13 protein-coding genes are annotated in these 17,043 nt (G+C 64.9%); 7 read left to right on the forward strand and 6 right to left on the reverse strand.

Annotation, left to right across the window (positions count from 1 at the left end; all coding sequences use genetic code 11):
- Positions 1-350: 350 nt before the first annotated feature.
- Positions 351-1,271 carry an LLM class F420-dependent oxidoreductase gene (locus tag ACFYOW_RS13445; RefSeq protein ID WP_387287612.1) on the forward strand — a complete coding sequence of 307 codons (921 nt, stop codon included), beginning with the start codon at positions 351-353 and terminating at the stop codon, positions 1,269-1,271.
- Here ACFYOW_RS13445 and ACFYOW_RS13450 read toward each other — a convergent pair.
- The 3 genes from ACFYOW_RS13450 to ACFYOW_RS13460 form a co-directional block, all read right to left on the reverse strand.
- Entirely contained in the window at positions 1,260-4,706 is a 3,447-nt protein-coding gene (locus ACFYOW_RS13450) for a DNA-directed RNA polymerase subunit beta (protein WP_387287614.1), read from the reverse strand. The two genes, ACFYOW_RS13445 and ACFYOW_RS13450, sit on opposite strands and share 12 nt — an antisense overlap.
- A gap of 317 nt (positions 4,707-5,023) precedes the next feature.
- Entirely contained in the window at positions 5,024-7,048 is a 2,025-nt protein-coding gene (locus tag ACFYOW_RS13455; protein ID WP_387287617.1) for a CocE/NonD family hydrolase, read from the reverse strand.
- Between the two features lie 313 nt (positions 7,049-7,361).
- The gene (locus ACFYOW_RS13460) at positions 7,362-8,093 is read right to left on the reverse strand and encodes a TetR/AcrR family transcriptional regulator (RefSeq protein WP_387287618.1); all 732 of its coding nucleotides are present in this window, start codon (positions 8,091-8,093) and stop codon (positions 7,362-7,364) included.
- A gap of 117 nt (positions 8,094-8,210) precedes the next feature.
- Here ACFYOW_RS13460 and ACFYOW_RS13465 point away from each other — a divergent pair, with 117 nt between their 5' ends.
- The gene (locus tag ACFYOW_RS13465; protein ID WP_387287619.1) at positions 8,211-9,719 is read left to right on the forward strand and encodes an FAD-dependent oxidoreductase; all 1,509 of its coding nucleotides are present in this window, start codon (positions 8,211-8,213) and stop codon (positions 9,717-9,719) included.
- 2 nt (positions 9,720-9,721) lie between these two features.
- Here the strand turns inward: ACFYOW_RS13465 and ACFYOW_RS13470 are convergent, their stop codons facing one another.
- A complete protein-coding gene (locus ACFYOW_RS13470) occupies positions 9,722-10,270 on the reverse strand; it encodes an LppP/LprE family lipoprotein (RefSeq protein ID WP_387288803.1) in 549 nt (182 codons plus the stop codon).
- A 171-nt stretch (positions 10,271-10,441) separates the two neighbouring features.
- Here ACFYOW_RS13470 and ACFYOW_RS13475 point away from each other — a divergent pair, with 171 nt between their 5' ends.
- From ACFYOW_RS13475 to ACFYOW_RS13485, 3 genes are all read left to right on the forward strand, one after another.
- Positions 10,442-11,332 carry a bile acid:sodium symporter family protein gene (locus ACFYOW_RS13475; protein ID WP_387287620.1) on the forward strand — a complete coding sequence of 297 codons (891 nt, stop codon included), beginning with the start codon at positions 10,442-10,444 and terminating at the stop codon, positions 11,330-11,332.
- Between the two features lie 66 nt (positions 11,333-11,398).
- Complete coding sequence (locus ACFYOW_RS13480) at positions 11,399-13,120, forward strand: protein kinase (RefSeq protein WP_387287623.1); 1,722 nt, start codon at positions 11,399-11,401, stop codon at positions 13,118-13,120.
- Positions 13,121-13,219: 99 nt separating this feature from the next.
- Positions 13,220-13,588, forward strand: coding sequence for a DUF1304 domain-containing protein (locus tag ACFYOW_RS13485; RefSeq protein ID WP_387287625.1), 369 nt, complete (start codon positions 13,220-13,222; stop codon positions 13,586-13,588).
- Here ACFYOW_RS13485 and ACFYOW_RS13490 read toward each other — a convergent pair.
- The gene (locus ACFYOW_RS13490) at positions 13,585-14,340 is read right to left on the reverse strand and encodes a DJ-1/PfpI family protein (RefSeq protein ID WP_387287627.1); all 756 of its coding nucleotides are present in this window, start codon (positions 14,338-14,340) and stop codon (positions 13,585-13,587) included. The genes ACFYOW_RS13485 and ACFYOW_RS13490 overlap by 4 nt on opposite strands.
- A 123-nt stretch (positions 14,341-14,463) precedes the next feature.
- On the opposite strand from ACFYOW_RS13490, the gene ACFYOW_RS13495 reads away from it, so the two are divergent.
- A complete protein-coding gene (locus tag ACFYOW_RS13495; RefSeq protein ID WP_387287629.1) occupies positions 14,464-15,546 on the forward strand; it encodes a PQQ-dependent sugar dehydrogenase in 1,083 nt (360 codons plus the stop codon).
- 6 nt (positions 15,547-15,552) lie between these two features.
- Here the strand turns inward: ACFYOW_RS13495 and ACFYOW_RS13500 are convergent, their stop codons facing one another.
- Positions 15,553-16,242, reverse strand: coding sequence for a hemerythrin domain-containing protein (locus ACFYOW_RS13500; RefSeq protein WP_387287631.1), 690 nt, complete (start codon positions 16,240-16,242; stop codon positions 15,553-15,555).
- Between the two features lie 146 nt (positions 16,243-16,388).
- On the opposite strand from ACFYOW_RS13500, the gene ACFYOW_RS13505 reads away from it, so the two are divergent.
- Positions 16,389-17,039, forward strand: a complete 651-nt coding sequence (locus tag ACFYOW_RS13505; RefSeq protein WP_387287632.1) for a TetR/AcrR family transcriptional regulator — start codon at positions 16,389-16,391, stop codon at positions 17,037-17,039.
- The last annotated feature ends 4 nt before the right edge of the window (positions 17,040-17,043 follow it).

Genomic DNA, 17,043 nt, shown 5'->3' on the forward strand with positions numbered 1-17,043 from the left:
CGTGCACGTAGCTACCGATCGGCATGCCGAGTGACGGATCTGCGCAGTTCACGGGCACGCACCGGAATTCCGGACCGGAATTCCGGTATGTCGGAACGGTTGCGGTAGCGGGGGCCGGGTCATTGCCCGCGAGTCGCCTTCATCCGCGCCTCGGCGGCAGCGGCAACCTGCCGCAGTTTCGGATTGCCCGCGGCCTCGAACAAGCTCATCAGACGTTGGGCGAATACCGACTCGGTGACACGCCCCTGCGTAGATCGGATTCCGATTCGACCGCGCCAACCACGGGCCAATGATAAGCGGCGGCGAATCAGACCCGACCGACAAGATCAATCTCGGGCACCATGGTCGGCATGGATCTACGCATCTTCACCGAACCGCAGCAGGGCGCCAGCTACGACACGCTGCTCACCGTCGCCAAAGCCACCGAGGATCTGGGTTTCGACGCGTTCTTCCGCTCCGACCACTATCTGGCCATGGGGGGCATCGACGGCCGGCCCGGCCCGACCGACGCCTGGATCACTCTGGCGGGGCTGGCCAGGGAGACCAAGCGCATCCGGCTCGGCACCCTGGTGACGGCCGCCACCTTCCGACTACCTGGACCGCTTGCCATCCAGGTCGCCCAGGTGGATCAGATGTCCGGCGGCCGAGTCGAATTCGGACTGGGCAGCGGCTGGTTCGCCGAGGAACATGCCGCCTACGGCATCCCGTTTCCGCAGGACAAGTTCACCAGATTCGAGGAGCAACTGGCGATCATCACCGGCCTGTGGGCGACCAAGGTCGGCGATAAGTTCACCTTCGAAGGTGCGCATTACGCGATCACGGACTCCCCTGCCCTGCCGAAGCCGGTGCAGGATCCGGTACCGCTGCTGATCGGCGGACACGGTGCGACCCGCACCCCGCGCCTGGCCGCCACCTACGCGACCGAATTCAATATGCCTTTCGCCTCGCCCGAGGAAAGCTCCCGTCAGTTCGACCGCGTGCGCGCCGCCGCCGAGGCTCGCGGCCGTCGCCCCGACGATCTGATCTACTCCAATGCCCTGGTGGCCTGTGTCGGCACCTCCGATGCCGAGGTGGCGCGCCGGGCCGCCGCCATCGGCCGTGAGGTCGAGGAACTGAAGACCAACGGGCTCGCGGGCTCCCCCGCCGAGGTCGTCGACAAGATTGCCCGCTACGCCGAAATCGGCGCTACCCGTCTCTATCTCCAGATCCTCGATCTCGACGATCTGGCGCACCTGGAACTCATTGCGGCCCAGGTGATGTCACAGCTGTAGATCGTCTACGGTGGCGGATTCGTTGCGGGACAGGTTGATTCCCAGATTCGCCGCCGTCCGATCGATATCGTCCTCGTCGGCGCTGCCCATTTCGATGGCGGCGCCGTCGGAGGACAGCACCTCGACGTTGAGGCACAGCGACTGGAGCTCCTTCAGGAGCACCTTGAACGACTCCGGGATGCCCGGCTCCGGAATGTTCTCGCCCTTGACGATCGCCTCGTAGACCTTGACCCGGCCCGCGATATCGTCGGATTTGATGGTGAGCAGCTCCTGCAGCGTGTAAGCGGCGCCGTAGGCCTGCATGGCCCAGCACTCCATCTCACCGAAGCGCTGGCCACCGAACTGTGCCTTACCACCGAGCGGCTGCTGGGTGATCATCGAGTACGGACCGGTCGAACGGGCGTGGATCTTGTCGTCGACCAGGTGGTGCAGCTTCAGGATGTACATGTAGCCGACCGCGACCGGGTACGGGAACGGTTCACCGGAACGTCCGTCGAACAATGTCGCCTTACCATCCGCGCCGACCATCACTTCGCCGTCGCGGTTCGGCAGTGTGCAGCCGAGCAGCCCGCTGAGCTCTTCCTCACGCGCACCGTCGAAGACCGGGGTGGCGAGATTACTGTCCGCAGGCGCGGCCCGCATCTCCTCGGGCAGCGAACTCGCCCAGTCGGGTGTGCCCTGAATCTTCCAGCCCGCCTTGCCGATCCACCCGAGGTGGGTCTCCAAGATCTGGCCGATGTTCATACGACGCGGCACACCGTGACTGTTCAGGATGATGTCCACCGGAGTCCCATCGGGCATGAACGGCATGTCCTCGGTGGGGAGGATCTTGCCGATGACACCCTTGTTGCCGTGGCGACCGGCCAGCTTGTCGCCGTCCTGGATCTTGCGCTGCTGCGCCACATAGACGCGCACGAGTTCATTGACGCCGGGCGGCAAGTCATCGTCGTCCTCGCGCGAAAACACCCGGATACCGATAACTTTGCCCGATTGACCATGCGGCACCTTCAGCGAGGTGTCGCGCACTTCACGCGCCTTCTCACCGAAGATCGCCCGCAACAATCGTTCCTCCGGGGTCAGCTCGGTCTCCCCCTTCGGGGTGACCTTGCCGACCAGGATGTCGCCGTGGCGCACCTCCGCACCGACGCGGATGATGCCGCGCTCGTCGAGATCGGCGAGCACTTCGTCGGAGACGTTCGGGATATCGCGGGTGATCTCCTCGGCACCGAGTTTCGTATCACGGGCATCGACTTCGTGCTCCTCGATGTGGATCGAGGTGAGCACGTCCTCTTCCACGAGGCGCTGCGACAGGATGATCGCGTCCTCGTAGTTGTGGCCCTCCCACGGCATGATCGCCACCAGCAGATTCTTGCCGAGCGCCATCTCACCGTTCTCGGTGCAGGGACCATCGGCGAGCACCTGACCGGACTCGACCCGCTGCCCCTCGTCCACGATCGGGCGTTGATTGACGCAATTGCCTTGATTCGAGCGGGCGAACTTGCGCAACCGGTAGCTCTTGCGGGTGCCGTCGTCGGCCATGACGGTGATGAAGTCGCCCGAAACCTCCTCGACCACACCGGCTTTCACATTGACGACCACATCGCCCGAATCGAGGGCGGCACGAAACTCCATACCGGTGCCGACAATCGGTGACTCGGAGCGGACCAGCGGCACGGCCTGGCGCTGCATGTTCGCACCCATAAGGGCACGGTTGGCGTCGTCGTGTTCGAGGAACGGAATCATCGCGGTCGCGACCGAAACCATCTGGCGCGGCGAAACATCCATATAGTCGACCTCGTCGGCCGGAACCGATTCGACTTCCTCGCCGAGGCGCCGGGCCAGGATCTTGTCCTCCACCAGGTATCCGTCCGCGTCGATCAGCGAATTGGCCTGCGCACGCACATACCGTTCCTCTTCGTCGGCGGTGAGGTACTCGACCTCATCGGTCACCCTGCCGTCGACCACCTTGCGGTACGGCGTCTCGATGAAGCCGAACGGGTTCACCCGCGCGTACACCGACAGGTAGCCGATCAGGCCGATGTTCGGGCCTTCCGGGGTCTCGATCGGACACATGCGGCCGTAGTGACTGTGGTGCACGTCGCGCAGTTCGAGGCTGGCGCGTTCCCGGGACAGACCACCGGGACCCAGCGCCGAGAGCCGACGCTTATTTGTCAGACCCGACAGCGGGTTGTTCTGGTCCATGAACACCGACAGCTGCGAAGTCCCGAAGAACTCCCTGATCGACGCGGTGACCGGACGGATATTGATCAGCGTCTGCGGGGTGATGGCTTCGACGTCCTGGGTGGTCATCCGTTCGCGGACCACCCGCTCCATCCGCGACATGCCGACCCGGATCTGGTTCTGGATCAACTCGCCGACCCTGCGCAGGCGACGGTTGCCGAAGTGGTCGATGTCATCGACCTCGACCGGAACCTCGACACCACCGGGCACCGTCATGGTCTTTTCGCCTGCGTGCAACCGGACCAGGTACTCGATGATCGCGATGAGATCCTCCTCGCTCAGCACCTGGTCCGTGGTGGTGCTGATGCCGAGTTTCTTGTTCATTTTGTAGCGACCCACGCGCGCCAGGTCGTAGCGCTTGTCCTTGAAGAACAGGTTCTCCAGGAGCGCTTGCGCGGACTCCTTGGTCGGCGGCTCACCCGGTCGCAGCTTGCGATAGACATCGAGCAGGGCATCGTCGGTGCCGACCGTATGGTCCTTCTCCAGGGTCGACATCATGACCTCGGAGAAACCGAAGCGCTGCGTGATCTGCTCGGAACTCCAGCCGAGCGCCTTGAGGAAGACCGTCACGGGTTGGCGGCGCTTGCGGTCGATGCGCACACCGACGGTGTCGCGCTTGTCGACATCGAACTCCAGCCAAGCACCACGCGACGGAATGACCCGCACTCCGTGCAGATCCTTCTCGGTGGCCTTGTCGACGCTGTGATCGAAATACACACCCGGCGAACGCACCAGCTGCGAGACGACGACGCGCTCGGTGCCGTTGATGATGAACGTGCCCTTGTCGGTCATCATCGGGAAATCACCCATGAAGACCGTCTGGCTCTTGATCTCACCGGTGTTGTTGTTGATGAACTCGGCGGTCACGAACAACGGCGCCGCATAGGTCATGTCCTTGTCTTTGCACTCATCGACAGAGGCCTTGACCTCCTCGAAACGAGGATCAGAGAAAGAAAGGGACATCGACCCGGAGAAGTCCTCGATCGGCGAAAGCTCCTCGAGCACCTCCTGCAGTCCGCCGGTCGAACTATCCACGCCGAGCTCGGCGGCGCGGGCTTCCCATTCCGGGCCGCCGATCAACCAGGCGAACGAATCGATCTGCACGTCGAGCAGGCCGGGGACCTCCAGTGGCTCCCGGATCCTGGCGAAGGAAATCCGTTTCGGTGCACCGACCGTCCGGCTCGATTCTGACAAGGTGCGTCCTTCCCCTCACGCAATGCGCGAACATCGCTTGTCTACTGACGAATTCCGCCCCGGCCGCGCACCCGAACGAAACTCGCGCACCACGAAGGAAACATCACCACAGCGGATGATGTTTACAACGATAGGTTCGTGAGGTGGACAGGAGGCAACCAGCGCAACGTCCAAAATTACACTCGCACTCACTGAATGTCGAGTGCGGAATCAGAATAGAAGCCAATGTTTTTGGGCCACGTCAGACCCGCGCTGAATTGCTTCCCATTTATAGAATAACTTGCGCATCCCGGCTGCGTCAAGGTTTTCGCCAGATTTCAGGCGATGGGCCGGTTCGTGGGCAGATTGACGAAGCTGGGCGCATCCGGATCGAGCTGCAGGTATTGAGTCTTGAGTTCGGTGGCGTTGAGCATCGGCCGAAAAGCCAACGCCTTCGGCACGTTTCCGGCGAACACATCCACCCGCAGCCGGTGGCCGGGCAACAAGACGGCCTGCGTCGGGATGACCGCGATATCCAGCGTCATCGGCTTTCCCGGCACGACGGGCAGCATGCTCTCCAGGGTGATCGGGTTGTACGGCGCGGTGTAATCGCCACTCGCCGAGCGCATACTGCGGGCCTCGTCCACCGCGCGCAGCGACGCGGTGAGCTGGCCGGTGGTCAACACCGTCGACGTGCCGTCGGGCGAGACATCGTTGACGGTGACGTCCCAATAGCCGTCCGTCGCATCGTGAACCGCATTGAGATGCACATTGATCGGCCCGGAGATCACCGTCGGCTCACTCATCTCCGCGCTGGTGAAGGTCAGCCCGTTACCCTCGGCGATGCGAGAGTCCTTGGCGCAGATATCGAATGGCGCGGCCAGACCGGCGGAGCCCTGAGCGGCATCGCGTGAGCACGCCATGGTCACCCCCGGCGACACCGGCAGCGCGATGCGCTCCTTCGGCTTCGTCGAGGACAGCGAGCCGTCGTGCACCGCATGCTCGGCGGTATCGCTCGACGTAGCGGACAGGTAGACACGGCGATGCGTGACACCCGTTTCCGGGAACTGCCCCAAGGTCTTCCAGCCCGAGCCCTGCTCCCACAGCGTGATCGGCCCGAAGTCGCCGATGCCGTTATCGATGCCCTTGAGCCACTTGTCGAACCACACCCGCTGCAGCACATCCAGCCGCGGCGGCGCGCCGACAGCACCCGTACCGGCACCCGGATTCGCATGATAGGTATCGCCGATCAGCAACTGCTTCTTCGCCTGTGGCAGTGGGATCACGTTGTAGAGTTTGGCCGCGCTGTTGGCGAAGATGTCGTGCCAGCCGCCGTACATGAAGGTGGGCACCGTAATTCGGTCGGGATGCCCGAGAATCCCCTGCCGGAATTCACTGTCGTCGTCGAGTGCGGCGGCCAGTGTCGTCGGCACCCGGTCCAGCGACGGGGTGAGCAGCGCCTGGGCCAGCAGATCGGAATTGGTTGCCGGATCGGCCATCCTGGCCTGGAGCCATTTCCAGTCGAAGGTGCCGTTGAGCATGGACTGCACGTCGGGAATCAACTTCGTCTGGTTCACATTGTTCAACCACAGCGGCAGGAAGGTCGTGCCGATACCGCCGCCCGGCGCGACGACATCGCGCATCAGATCACTACCCGCCTCCACCGGGAAGATGGCTTTCAGTGCGGCAGGGGCGTTTTCGGCCGCGCGCAGTTGATTGATGCCCGCATAGGAGCCGCCGCTCATACCGACAGTGCCGTTGGACCACGGCTGCTTCGCCGCCCAATCGATCACCTCGCGGGTGTCCAATTGTTCACGCTTGCCGAGCGTGTTCCAGTTGCCCTGGGAGAAGCCGGTGCCGCGGACGTCCGCGACTACCAGCGTGTACCCGCTGCGGATGAGATTGCGGTCGATGCCGAGCACGGTCTGGATCATGCCGCCGTCGAGTGCCTGCATCAGCTCGCCGAATCCGCTGATCGGCGTGCCGGACAGATTGAGGCGCCGGACCATATCCATGGTGAACGGCCGCAGTCCGGGCACGGCGAATGCCGAATCGACCAGATTGCTCATGAGTTTGGTGTAGGGCGTGAGGTTCACGATCGTCGGCAACGGCTGGCCGACCACCTTGTTCGCCGCATCGACGGGCCGATACACATTGGCCTTGAGTACGACCCCGTCGCTCATGCGAATCGGGACGTCCCAGTCGATATGGATATCGGGATACTGCTGCGGGCCGTCGTGCATGGCGGTCCATCGCTCGCCGAGGGCGCCGTCGATGCTTTGCTCAGCAGTCGCGGAGCCGCCGCCACTCGAAGCCAGTGCCACCACGGCCGCGACAACGGTCGCCAGTCGAGTCAAACGCATAAGCGCAGGTGCCACTCCATGCCCCGACAACTCGTGATCCCCTCTCGACTGGTACGCAGCATGTAGACAAGATCGCCCGATTCGACGCGCGACGACCATAGCAACCTATTGGCGAATATTCCGCTAGGTACGGTCCGTTCGGTTCGCCGAATTTCCCCGCAGACTCGCTGGACCCACAACACTGTGTGACCGAACCGTGACCGATCTACGTCGAATTACCGATCCGCGCTCCGCCCCACAGGTACACGCCTCCACTTCCAAGGCCCGGGCGGCGAGGTCATCATCTTGCCGATGGACGAATCCGCGAACTGAACTATTTCGGCAGTTCGAGGCGATCCGTGATGCCGTCGAGCAGGCTGGTCAGCGTCCACTCGACGGGGTCTACGCCGCCAGCGGTGGTACGCGCGGCGAGCCAGCGGGCGAAGGCCGGGTAGCGACCGTCGGCGAGGATCGGGGCCAGCATCGGTTGCGCGGCGGCGGCCAACTCGTCGTCGGTGCGCAGTCCGGAACGGGCTCGCATGCGGTTCTCCTCGGCGAGTTGCAGTGCGGCGCCGATGAGATGGCCGTCCACGGCGGCGGTGATCAGCGTCATATCGTCGGCGGCGATATCGAGGGGCTCCAACAGGGCGAAGCGGAAATCGAAGTAGCGCAGCGCATTCGGCCCGAGCGGCGGGCGCGTGTGCACGAGCTCACCGAACCAGAGGTGGCGCTGGATCACCGACCAGGTGGCCAGCGAAAGCTCTTCGAGCGCGGTACGCCAATGGCCCGAAGGTGTTGTAGGTAGCGGAATCTCGCCGTAGACGGCGTCGATCATCAAGTCGACCAGCCCATCCTTGCTGCCGACATAGCGATACAGCGACATCGGCGTGGACGCACCGACCGCCGTTGCGATCCGCCGCATGGTCAGCGCCCGCGCGCCCTCGGCATCGGCCACGGTCAATGCCGCACGCAGGATGCTCGCCCGGCTCAGCGTCGTGGTCGGTCGACCCGGCGGTTCGGGTAGCGACCAGATCAATGGTCCGGGCGGCGACGGATCCTCGCTCATGCCTCCACCTCGCTGGCGCTCGGTTCCGGCACGAGCGAGTGCTCGGCTGTGTTGATGGTTCGCTCGCTCACCGCCACCTCCTTGCCGGGCATTCAACCATTCGTATACAAAGTACACATGATGTACAACGTACACGAACCTCGTGTTCTCATCGTCGGCGGCGGACTGGTCGGATTGTCGGCCGCGCTGTTCCTGCGCCGGCAGGGCGTGGCAACGGTGCTGGTCGAACGCAGGCCGACCACCTCACCGCAACCCAAGGCCCGGCGCATCAATATCCGGACCATGGAACTGTTCGGCCAGCTCGGCATTGCCGAGGAGGTACTGGATGCGGCTCGCGACCTCGCAGCGCACCAGCACTTCGCGGCCGGTCCGACGCTCGCGCAGGCCGAACGGATTCCCTTCACACTGCCCGGCGGGGTGCCGGACTGGTCGACCATCACCCCGGCCACCGCGTGCCTGTGTGCCCAGGATCTGCTTGAGCCGGTGCTGCGACGCATCGCGGTGGCTCGCGGCTGCGATGTGCGGTTCGGCGTCGAGCTCACGGACTTCGCCGACGAGCCCGAGGGCGTCACCGCCACGATTCGCGCCGCCGACGGCATGGTCGAGCGGTTGCGCGCGGACTATCTGATCGCGGCCGACGGTGCGTCGAGTCCGATCCGAGAGCGGCTCGGCATTCCGCGCGATGGTCGTGGCACGCTCGGCCGAGCCGTCAATGTCTACTTCCGCGCCGATCTCGCCGAGTTGGTGCGCGGCCGCGAATTCAACCTCTGCCAGATCGAGAATGCCGATGCGCCAGGAGCTTTCGCCTCGATCGACGGCTCGCAGCGTTGGATATTCACCACCACCGAGGGAGTCGACCGTCCGCTGGATGAATGGCCGAGCGTATTGCGAACGGCCATCGGTGTTCCCGATATGCCGATCGAGCTGCTCAGCGTATTGCCTTGGGAGCCGGGCATGTTCGTCGCCGAGCAATACCGTGCGGGCCGCGTCTTCCTGGCCGGTGACGCCGCTCATGTCATGCCGCCCTTCGCCGCCGCGGGCGCGAATACCGGCATCGAGGACGTGCACAACCTCGCCTGGAAGCTGGCGGCCGTCCTGCGCGACGAGGCCGATCCGGCATTGCTGGACACCTACCACACCGAGCGCCGCCCGGTCGGCTGGTACATCGCCGATCAGTCGAGCATCCGAACCGCCGACCTGCGCACCATGAACCGCGAAGCCACCGACGCCACACCACTCGCCGATCCGATCGCCCTGATCCTGGGCAATCGCTACCGCGCGGGGGCGCTCGTCGACGACGGCAGCTCGCACACCATGGCGCATCTCGATCTCACCGGCCAACCCGGCTCTCGACTGCCCCATCGCCGGCTGCCAGACGGTCGCTCCACACTCGACCTCATCGCGACGTCCTGCGCTCTCCTGGTCGGCCCGGCAGGCACCGCATGGAAAACCGAGCTACCGCTGGAAATCCATGAGCTGGACCAGGATTGGCCCGCCACCGTCGGCCTCTCCCCCACCGGCGCAATGCTCGTGCGCCCCGATCAGATCATTGCCTGGCGCATGCCGAGCCTGCCGAGCGAGCCGGCCGCCGAGCTGAACGCCGCCCTGGATCGCATACTGCGATGACGTCATCTCGGCGGCGTCCCGATGGTCTGGACTTGCCTTCCATCCCAATGGAATTGGACCGGCGTGAGCGTGCCGTCGGGGCAGGCATTGCAGCTGCCGGGCGTTTTGTAGACCACGCCGACGGTGTCATCGGTCGTGCGACCCGGATCCAGCGAAGTGAACCCGAGACTCTCCCGCGTGCCGGTACCGACGAAGTCGCCCTTGTGGAACAGCAGCACTTGATTCGGCGAACTACCGGTCGCGCCCTCGACCGTAATGATCACGGCCGACAGCGTGACGCACGGATCGAAGGTGCCCTCGAATCCGGCCGGATCAGTGGACCACGGCACCTTGGTGATCGGATCGACGGGCAGCGCCGCGATAGCGGCACCGATAACCGGCGCGGTCAGATCGACGCCGCATTTCGCCGTCGGCGCTGTACTCGACGTGGTCGCCACCGTAGTTGTCGGTCCGTAATCGGTTATCCGGCCATCGTTGTCGTCTGAGCTGCACGCGGTCAGACCGAGGAGTCCGATACCGAGGGTGAGCAATACGAGCCGATAGATCTGCATCAAGGGAAGGCCCCTTCAGGTCGGACGAGTATCTCGATCGCGCTCCGTACACCATCATCGCATCGTCTGATCCGGCGATCGCTGCGGCCGGGGCTCCCACGGGTGGGGTCGCCGCCCGGACAGTGAGTCGATAACGTCGATATCCGTCCGAGTCCTGATGAGGAGATCTGAATGGGTTCAACGATTTTCGCCGTGTTCCTACCGCTGGCCCTGGCGCTGGTGATGTTCGGACTCGGGTTGACCTTGACCGTCGACGATTTCGCCAGGGTGCTGCGGTATCCCAAGGCGGCGGTGGTCGCGCTGGTGTGCCAGATGATCGTGCTGCCCGCGATCTGCCTGGGTCTGGTCTATCTGTTCCGGCTCGAGGGTGCGCTGGCCGTCGGGGTGATGTTGCTCGTCGCCTCGCCGGGCGGGCCGTCGGCGAATCTGTTCAGCCATATCGCCGGTGGCAATGTGGCCCTGAATATCACGCTGACGGCCATCAATTCGATTCTCGCCGTCTTCACCCTGCCGCTGGTGGTCACGCTGTCGTTCACGCTGTTCATGGACGATGACGCCGCGATCGGGCTGCGGCCGGATAAGTTCGCCCAGGTGTTCGCGATCGTGCTGGTTCCGGTCGCGGTGGGGATGTGGGTGCATCGCCGGTTCGCCGATTGGGCCGAGCGGATGCGTAAGAATGTCAAGATCGTCTCGGCGGTGGTGCTGCTGCTGGTCGTGGTGGCGGCGGTGGGGCGCGAGTTCGACACGCTGACCGAGAACATCGGCAAGCTCGCCACCCTCAGCCTGCTGCTGTCGACGCTGAGCTTCGTCATCGGGTACACCGTGCCGCGCTTGTTCCGGGTGCAGACCGATCAGGCGATCGCCTCGGCGATGGAGATCGGCATCCACAACGGCGCGTTGGCCATCGCGGTCGCCTCCAGTGTGCTGCACAATTCGCAAATGGCGGTGCCGCCCGCGGTCTACGGGGTGCTGATGAATGTTCCCGCCGCCATCGCCGCATTCTTGTTGGCGCGGCAGCTGCGCCGCGCGGCTCCCACACCGATTCCGGCCGCCACCGGCTAGGGCAACCGAGCGCGGCCTGGGTAGCCTTTGCGTGTTCGACGTCAGGTGAGAGGACCCCAGTTCGCGATGCGACCGCTCGGCACAGACGATCCCACGCGGATCGGGGACTACCGGTTACTCGGCCTGCTCGGTGCGGGCGGTATGGGCCGGGTGTACCTCGGTCGCAGCGCGGGTGGGCGCACCGTCGCGGTGAAGGTGATCCGGCCGGATCTGATCGGCAACGAGTTCCGGGAGCGGTTCCGGCGCGAGGTCACCGCGGCGCGGCGGGTCGGCGGGAAGTTCACCGCGCCGGTGCTCGACGCGGATGTGGATTCGACGCCGCCGTGGCTGGCGACCGGCTACGTGGCCGGCTTCTCGTTGACCGATGCGGTCGAGCAGTTCGGCACGTTCAGCGAGAACACGCTGCTGGTGCTCGCGCACGGTCTGGCCGAGGCATTGATCGCCGTGCACGGTGCGGGGATCGTGCATCGCGATCTGAAACCGTCCAATGTGCTGCTGGCCGTGGACGGTCCGAAGGTGATCGACTTCGGCATCGCGCGCGGCGCCGAGGACAGCGCATTGACGACCACCGGAAATGTCATCGGCTCACCGGGATTCATGTGTCCGGAGCAGGTGGTCGGACCGACCATGGGACCCGAAGGTGATGTATTCGCTCTCGGCGGCGTGCTCGTCTACGCCGCGACCGGGCAGGGGCCCTTCGGTGCAGGCGAGACCGTGCAGATGCTGTATCGGGTGGTGTACGAGGAGCCGCGGCTGACGGCCGTGCCGGACCGGCTGCGACCGCTCATCGCGGCGTGCCTGAACAAGGATGTGGCGGCGCGCCCGACACCGCAGCAGTTGCTCGATCAGCTTGCCGAACTCGGGGTTCCGGAACGCGGCGGCTGGCTGCCCGCGCCGGTGCTCGAAGAGGTGAGCAGGCGGGCGGTTGCGCTGCTCGATCTGGAATCCGGGCCGGTCGAGGCGGTCGGACCGGATCCGGCGCGGTCGGCGGCGACGATTTCGCGGCCGTTGCCGCAATCGAATCCGGGTCCGCACACACCGCCGCACACGCTGTCCCGGCCTGCGGCCGATACGGTGGCTTGGCAATCCGGAAATACCGCATGGCAATCCGGACCCCCTGGGCCGCAAGCCAATTCGAGCCGTGTGTACGCGCCGTATCCGCCCGCGCAGGACCAGTCGGGGCCACAACCCGCCTACTATTACCCGCCGACTGCGCCGAAAAGTCGTTCACGTCGGACCGCATGGATCGTCGCGGCCGTGGTGGTCGGTCTCATCGTCGCGGGCGGCGCATTCCTCATCGGCACGCAGCTGACCGACAAGTCCTCCGATTCCGCCGCGACAGTAGGCACTTCGGCGGTGGTCACCTCCGTCGCTCCGACGACCACCGCGACGACGCCGACCTCCGCGACAAGCACGTCGGCAGCGGCCACGGATTCGGCGACACCCGAAGCGTTCGTCGGTAAGTGGACCGGCACGGCACGGGATGCGCTCGCCACCTTCGATATCGAGTTGACCATCCACGACGGGAAAATCGGTGAGGAGATCGCCACCTCGGCCAATACCGGCCAGGCATCGCGCAGCCGGTGCGAACGCGCCGAACGTCTGACCAATGCCACCGACACCCAGCTCACCTTCGTGGCACGGCTCAGCGGTGGCGCGAGTGGGTGCATGGACGAAGGGTCGACCTCGAAGGTCATCCTGCAGCCGGACGGTTCGGTCACCTACAGCTTCAGCGGCGGCTTCAGCGGTGTGCTGGGCGATGTCACCGGCACCCTGCACAAGAACTGACGGGCGTGCTGCGTCGGGCGCGCCTTCCGACGCTTGCGACACCGATCGTTCATCCTGTGGACCGACAATGAGCTGTATCCGTGTGAAGGGATCATTCGAATGCGCGTAGTAGCCGAGGTGCTGGTCGGCCTGGTGGCGTTGCTGCACATCTACATCCTGGTCATGGAGATGTTCCTGTGGACCACGCCGCGGGTCCGCGCGTCCTTCGGCAGCACCGCCGAATTCGCCGCGCAGACCAAGGTTCTGGCCGCCAACCAGGGCCTCTACAACGGCTTCCTGGCGGCCGGTCTGATCTGGGGCATCATCGCCTCGGACCCGGTCGGATTCGCCGCGATGATCTTCTTCACCGCATGCGTTGTCGTCGCAGGGATCTACGGTGCGGCGACCGCGAACCGTCGGATCCTGTTCGTCCAAGCGCTGCCCGGAGCGATCGCCCTTGTCGCGGTGCTGATCGCGGGCAGCAACTAACGCTTGCCGAACCGTCGACGCGCGCGAGCTCGCTCGATGGCCGCAGCCCAGGACAGATTCGCGATGGCACTTGCCTCCCGGACCACGGCACGCGGATCGGCAGTGAGCAGATCGACACCCTCCCGACCAACGAGCCCGGTCACCTTGCGCCGCGTCGCCGAACTCGCCTTGCTCATATGGCCGCTGTCGAAAGGCGGCTGGGGATCGTATTCGATCATCAATTGGATCGCCTCGGCCTGGTCCTTGCCAGCGATCTCACCCACCAGCCACAGCCCGAGGTCGATTCCGGCCGAGACGCCCGCGGCGGTGACGATCTTGCCGTCGCGCACGATTCGTTCCTCGGCGCGTGGTTCGGCACCGAGCGCCTTCAGCATCGGCAAACCGGCCCAATGCGATGTCGCGGGCTTACCCTTCAGAATCCCGGCGGCGGCGAGGATCACCGATCCGGTGCACACCGAGGTGGTCCAGGTCGAGGTCTCGTGCACCTGACGCAGCCAGGCGAGCAGCTTTTCGTCGGCCGCCGTGGCCGCGGTCGCCGGACCCGAGCCGCCGATGAGCACAATATCGGGCGATGGCGTCTCATCGAGGGAGTGCGTCGCGCCGAGCAGCAGCACACCGCTGTCGGTGGTGATCGGTCCCGGCTCGTGCCAGACGAAACGCAGCCGCGCACCCGGCAGCATCCGCAGCACCTCGTAAGGCCCGATCACATCGAGCGCGGTCATACCCGGATAGACGACGATGGCGATCTGCATTGATCTTCCCTCCCGTGGATCCCGCCCTCGACAGTAGCCGTGACGTCACGGCGTATGGCAGACCAGCATGTAAGCAGGCACGATCGAGACAGCACCGCCGAACGATCAGTCGGAGGGATACGCATGCGGAAATTCATCGGATTCGCGATCGCCGTGCTGATGATCGGCGCGGTGGCCGGATGCGGCAGCGATTCCGGCGCCGGGCCGGACATTGTCACGAGCACCGCGCCCAGCACGCCGTCGGGTGTGCCGGATCTGGCCGCGGGGGAGGAAATCGTGCACGGCATCAATGTGCCGTGGGGACTGGCCTTCCTGCCCGAAGGCGGGGCCCTGGTCGCGGAGCGGGATACCGGCCGAATCATGCGGGTGGTGTCTGGCCGCGAGCCCGAGCAGGTGTACCAGGTTCCGAATGTGGTCGCGCGCGGCGAGGGCGGTCTGCTCGGACTTGCCGTCGCTGCGGATTATGCCGAAACACGGTATGTCTATGCGTATTTCACCGCTGCCGAGGACAATCGGATCGTGCGATTCCGGCTCGATGGGCAGCCAGAGGTCATCTTCGCCGCTATTGCCAAGGCCGGGAACCACAATGGCGGCCGGATCGCGTTCGGGCCCGACGGCATGCTGTATGTCGGAACCGGAGATGCGGGGCAGGGCGCCAGCTCTCAGGATCCGGCGAGCCCCAATGGCAAGATCCTGCGGCTGACACCCGATGGCGCTGCGGCACCGGGCAATCCGACGTCCGGTTCGCCGGTTTACAGCCTGGGGCATCGCAATGTACAAGGTCTGGCTTGGGATCGGGCAGGCAGATTCTTCGCCGCGGAGTTCGGCCAGAACGCCTTCGACGAGATCAATCTGATCGAGCCGGGTCGCAACTACGGCTGGCCCATCGTCGAAGGCAAAGGCGGCACCGATCGGGGATTCACCGACCCCGAAGTCATTTGGAAACCTTCGGAGGCATCGCCGTCCGGCATTGCCATCTCCGGCGACACCCTCTATGTCGCGGCGCTGCGCGGCGAGCGATTGTGGACGGTTCCACTGCACGACGGCACACTGGGCACACCGCAGGCCCAAGTGCCCGACCTGGGCCGCCTGCGCACGGTGGCAATTGCCCCGGACGGTGCACTGTGGCTGACCACCTCCAACACGGACGGCCGCGGTGACGTCCGTGCCGGTGACGATCGGATCATCCGCTTCCCCGCGCGCTGAGTTCCCTTACTTGACAACCTTTCCGACTGAGCGCAGATCGCGGCGCAGCAGAGCGGTCTCCCTGGCGTAGCCACGGCGGCCGAATACTCGATACAGCAGCCGGACCGGAGCCGGGATATGTCCGGCGAATTCCGACCACTCGCGCTCATCGGCCTCCTCGGCGATATGACCGAGGAATGCCAGGGCCCGCCCCTTCGAAAACGACGCCATACCGCGCTTGCCGAGTTCGGCCCACTCCGACTCGGTCAAGGTCTCGGCCACCATCGGCAGTACCGAATCTTCCTCGAGGCGAAGATGTTCGGTGAGCGCCTCATGTAGTCTACGTAGCCCCTCGACCAGCAGATCCGCCGTTTCCGCACCGCCCTGATGTTCCCACTCGGACAATTCGGAATCGACGCGGCGCATGAGCGCATCGACCTCTTCGTGCTGGGTCCGCATAAGATCGATCAGCGTCGAATCCAACTCCGCCCAACGCAGTTTCGGCCAAACCAGCTCGTCCTCATTGCTGTGATGATGATGCAGGGCGGCGAGCATCTCGCGCGCATGTGCGCTCACCCGCGCTACCTGTTCGGCATCCATGGGCGAGGTCGCCTCGACAATGTCTGCCAGCAAACGGAATTCGCGTCGGAACACCCGGTGCACCAGCACCATGTCGTGGGTATCACAACCCGGCGGCTCGGTCGCCCGGCGGCTCATAACACCTGCTCCAGCGCAGACACAAGATCCCCGATAGTCATTTAGTTCCTCCCGATACTAAATGCACTCCTGTGCAATAAGTGCAACTTAGTATAGTTTTGGCCGAGGTAACACTGTCAAGATGTCACGCGGAGGACACGCAGCGAATGACCGAGCACCGCGCCCGGGTCAGCGAGACCACCCAGGTCGAGGAAACCGCCCAGCTCACTTCGGGCCGCGTCGCCCAGCGCCGACGCACCCGCAAAGCCATCGTCGACGCCTCCATGACACTGCTGAACCGCGGCATCGAACCCTCGGTCAACGACATCGCCGCCGCTGCGGACGTGTCCAGACGCACCGTCTACCTGCATTTCCCCACTCTCGACCAGTTGATGCTCGACGCCACCATCGGCCTGCTCAGCGCGAATACCGACGAGGCGCTGACGAATATCCATTCCGCGGACCCGCGCGTGCGTATCGCCGAACTGGTGCGAGCGATGGGCGCGGAGATCACCGAGCTGCTGCCGATGGGACGGCGGTTGGTGAAGCTCACCGTCGACCCGCCCACGGAGGACGCACCACGACGTGGGCATCGCCGGGTGCGTTGGATCGAATGGGCGCTCGAACCATTGCGTGACCGCATGTCCCAGCGGCAGTTCGACGATCTCGTGTCGAGTATCGCGCTCGTGGTGGGTTGGGAGGCCTTCATCGTACTGATCGATGTGCGCGGGCTCGAGCCCGATGCGGCCGTCGAGGTATGTGCCGGCACCGCAACGACTCTCGTGGATGCCGCGCTACGCTCGCTCGAAAACTCATAGGCCG

It is taken from the genome of Nocardia sp. NPDC006982 (assembly GCF_042869435.1).
Lineage (GTDB): Bacteria > Actinomycetota > Actinomycetes > Mycobacteriales > Mycobacteriaceae > Nocardia.

Excerpts from the sequence above, each read along its gene's own strand:
- ACFYOW_RS13445 (WP_387287612.1), top strand. The coding sequence starts at position 351 with ATGGATCTACGCATCTTCACCGAACCGCAGCAGGGCGCCAGCTACGAC.
- ACFYOW_RS13455 (WP_387287617.1), bottom strand. The coding sequence starts at position 7,048 with ATGCGTTTGACTCGACTGGCGACCGTTGTCGCGGCCGTGGTGGCACTG.
- ACFYOW_RS13460 (WP_387287618.1), bottom strand. The coding sequence starts at position 8,093 with ATGAGCGAGGATCCGTCGCCGCCCGGACCATTGATCTGGTCGCTACCC.
- ACFYOW_RS13465 (WP_387287619.1), top strand. The coding sequence starts at position 8,211 with ATGATGTACAACGTACACGAACCTCGTGTTCTCATCGTCGGCGGCGGA.
- ACFYOW_RS13470 (WP_387288803.1), bottom strand. The coding sequence starts at position 10,270 with ATGCAGATCTATCGGCTCGTATTGCTCACCCTCGGTATCGGACTCCTC.
- ACFYOW_RS13475 (WP_387287620.1), top strand. The coding sequence starts at position 10,442 with ATGGGTTCAACGATTTTCGCCGTGTTCCTACCGCTGGCCCTGGCGCTG.
- ACFYOW_RS13480 (WP_387287623.1), top strand. The coding sequence starts at position 11,399 with ATGCGACCGCTCGGCACAGACGATCCCACGCGGATCGGGGACTACCGG.
- ACFYOW_RS13485 (WP_387287625.1), top strand. The coding sequence starts at position 13,220 with ATGCGCGTAGTAGCCGAGGTGCTGGTCGGCCTGGTGGCGTTGCTGCAC.
- ACFYOW_RS13490 (WP_387287627.1), bottom strand. The coding sequence starts at position 14,340 with ATGCAGATCGCCATCGTCGTCTATCCGGGTATGACCGCGCTCGATGTG.
- ACFYOW_RS13495 (WP_387287629.1), top strand. The coding sequence starts at position 14,464 with ATGCGGAAATTCATCGGATTCGCGATCGCCGTGCTGATGATCGGCGCG.
- ACFYOW_RS13500 (WP_387287631.1), bottom strand. The coding sequence starts at position 16,242 with ATGAGCCGCCGGGCGACCGAGCCGCCGGGTTGTGATACCCACGACATG.
- ACFYOW_RS13505 (WP_387287632.1), top strand. The coding sequence starts at position 16,389 with ATGACCGAGCACCGCGCCCGGGTCAGCGAGACCACCCAGGTCGAGGAA.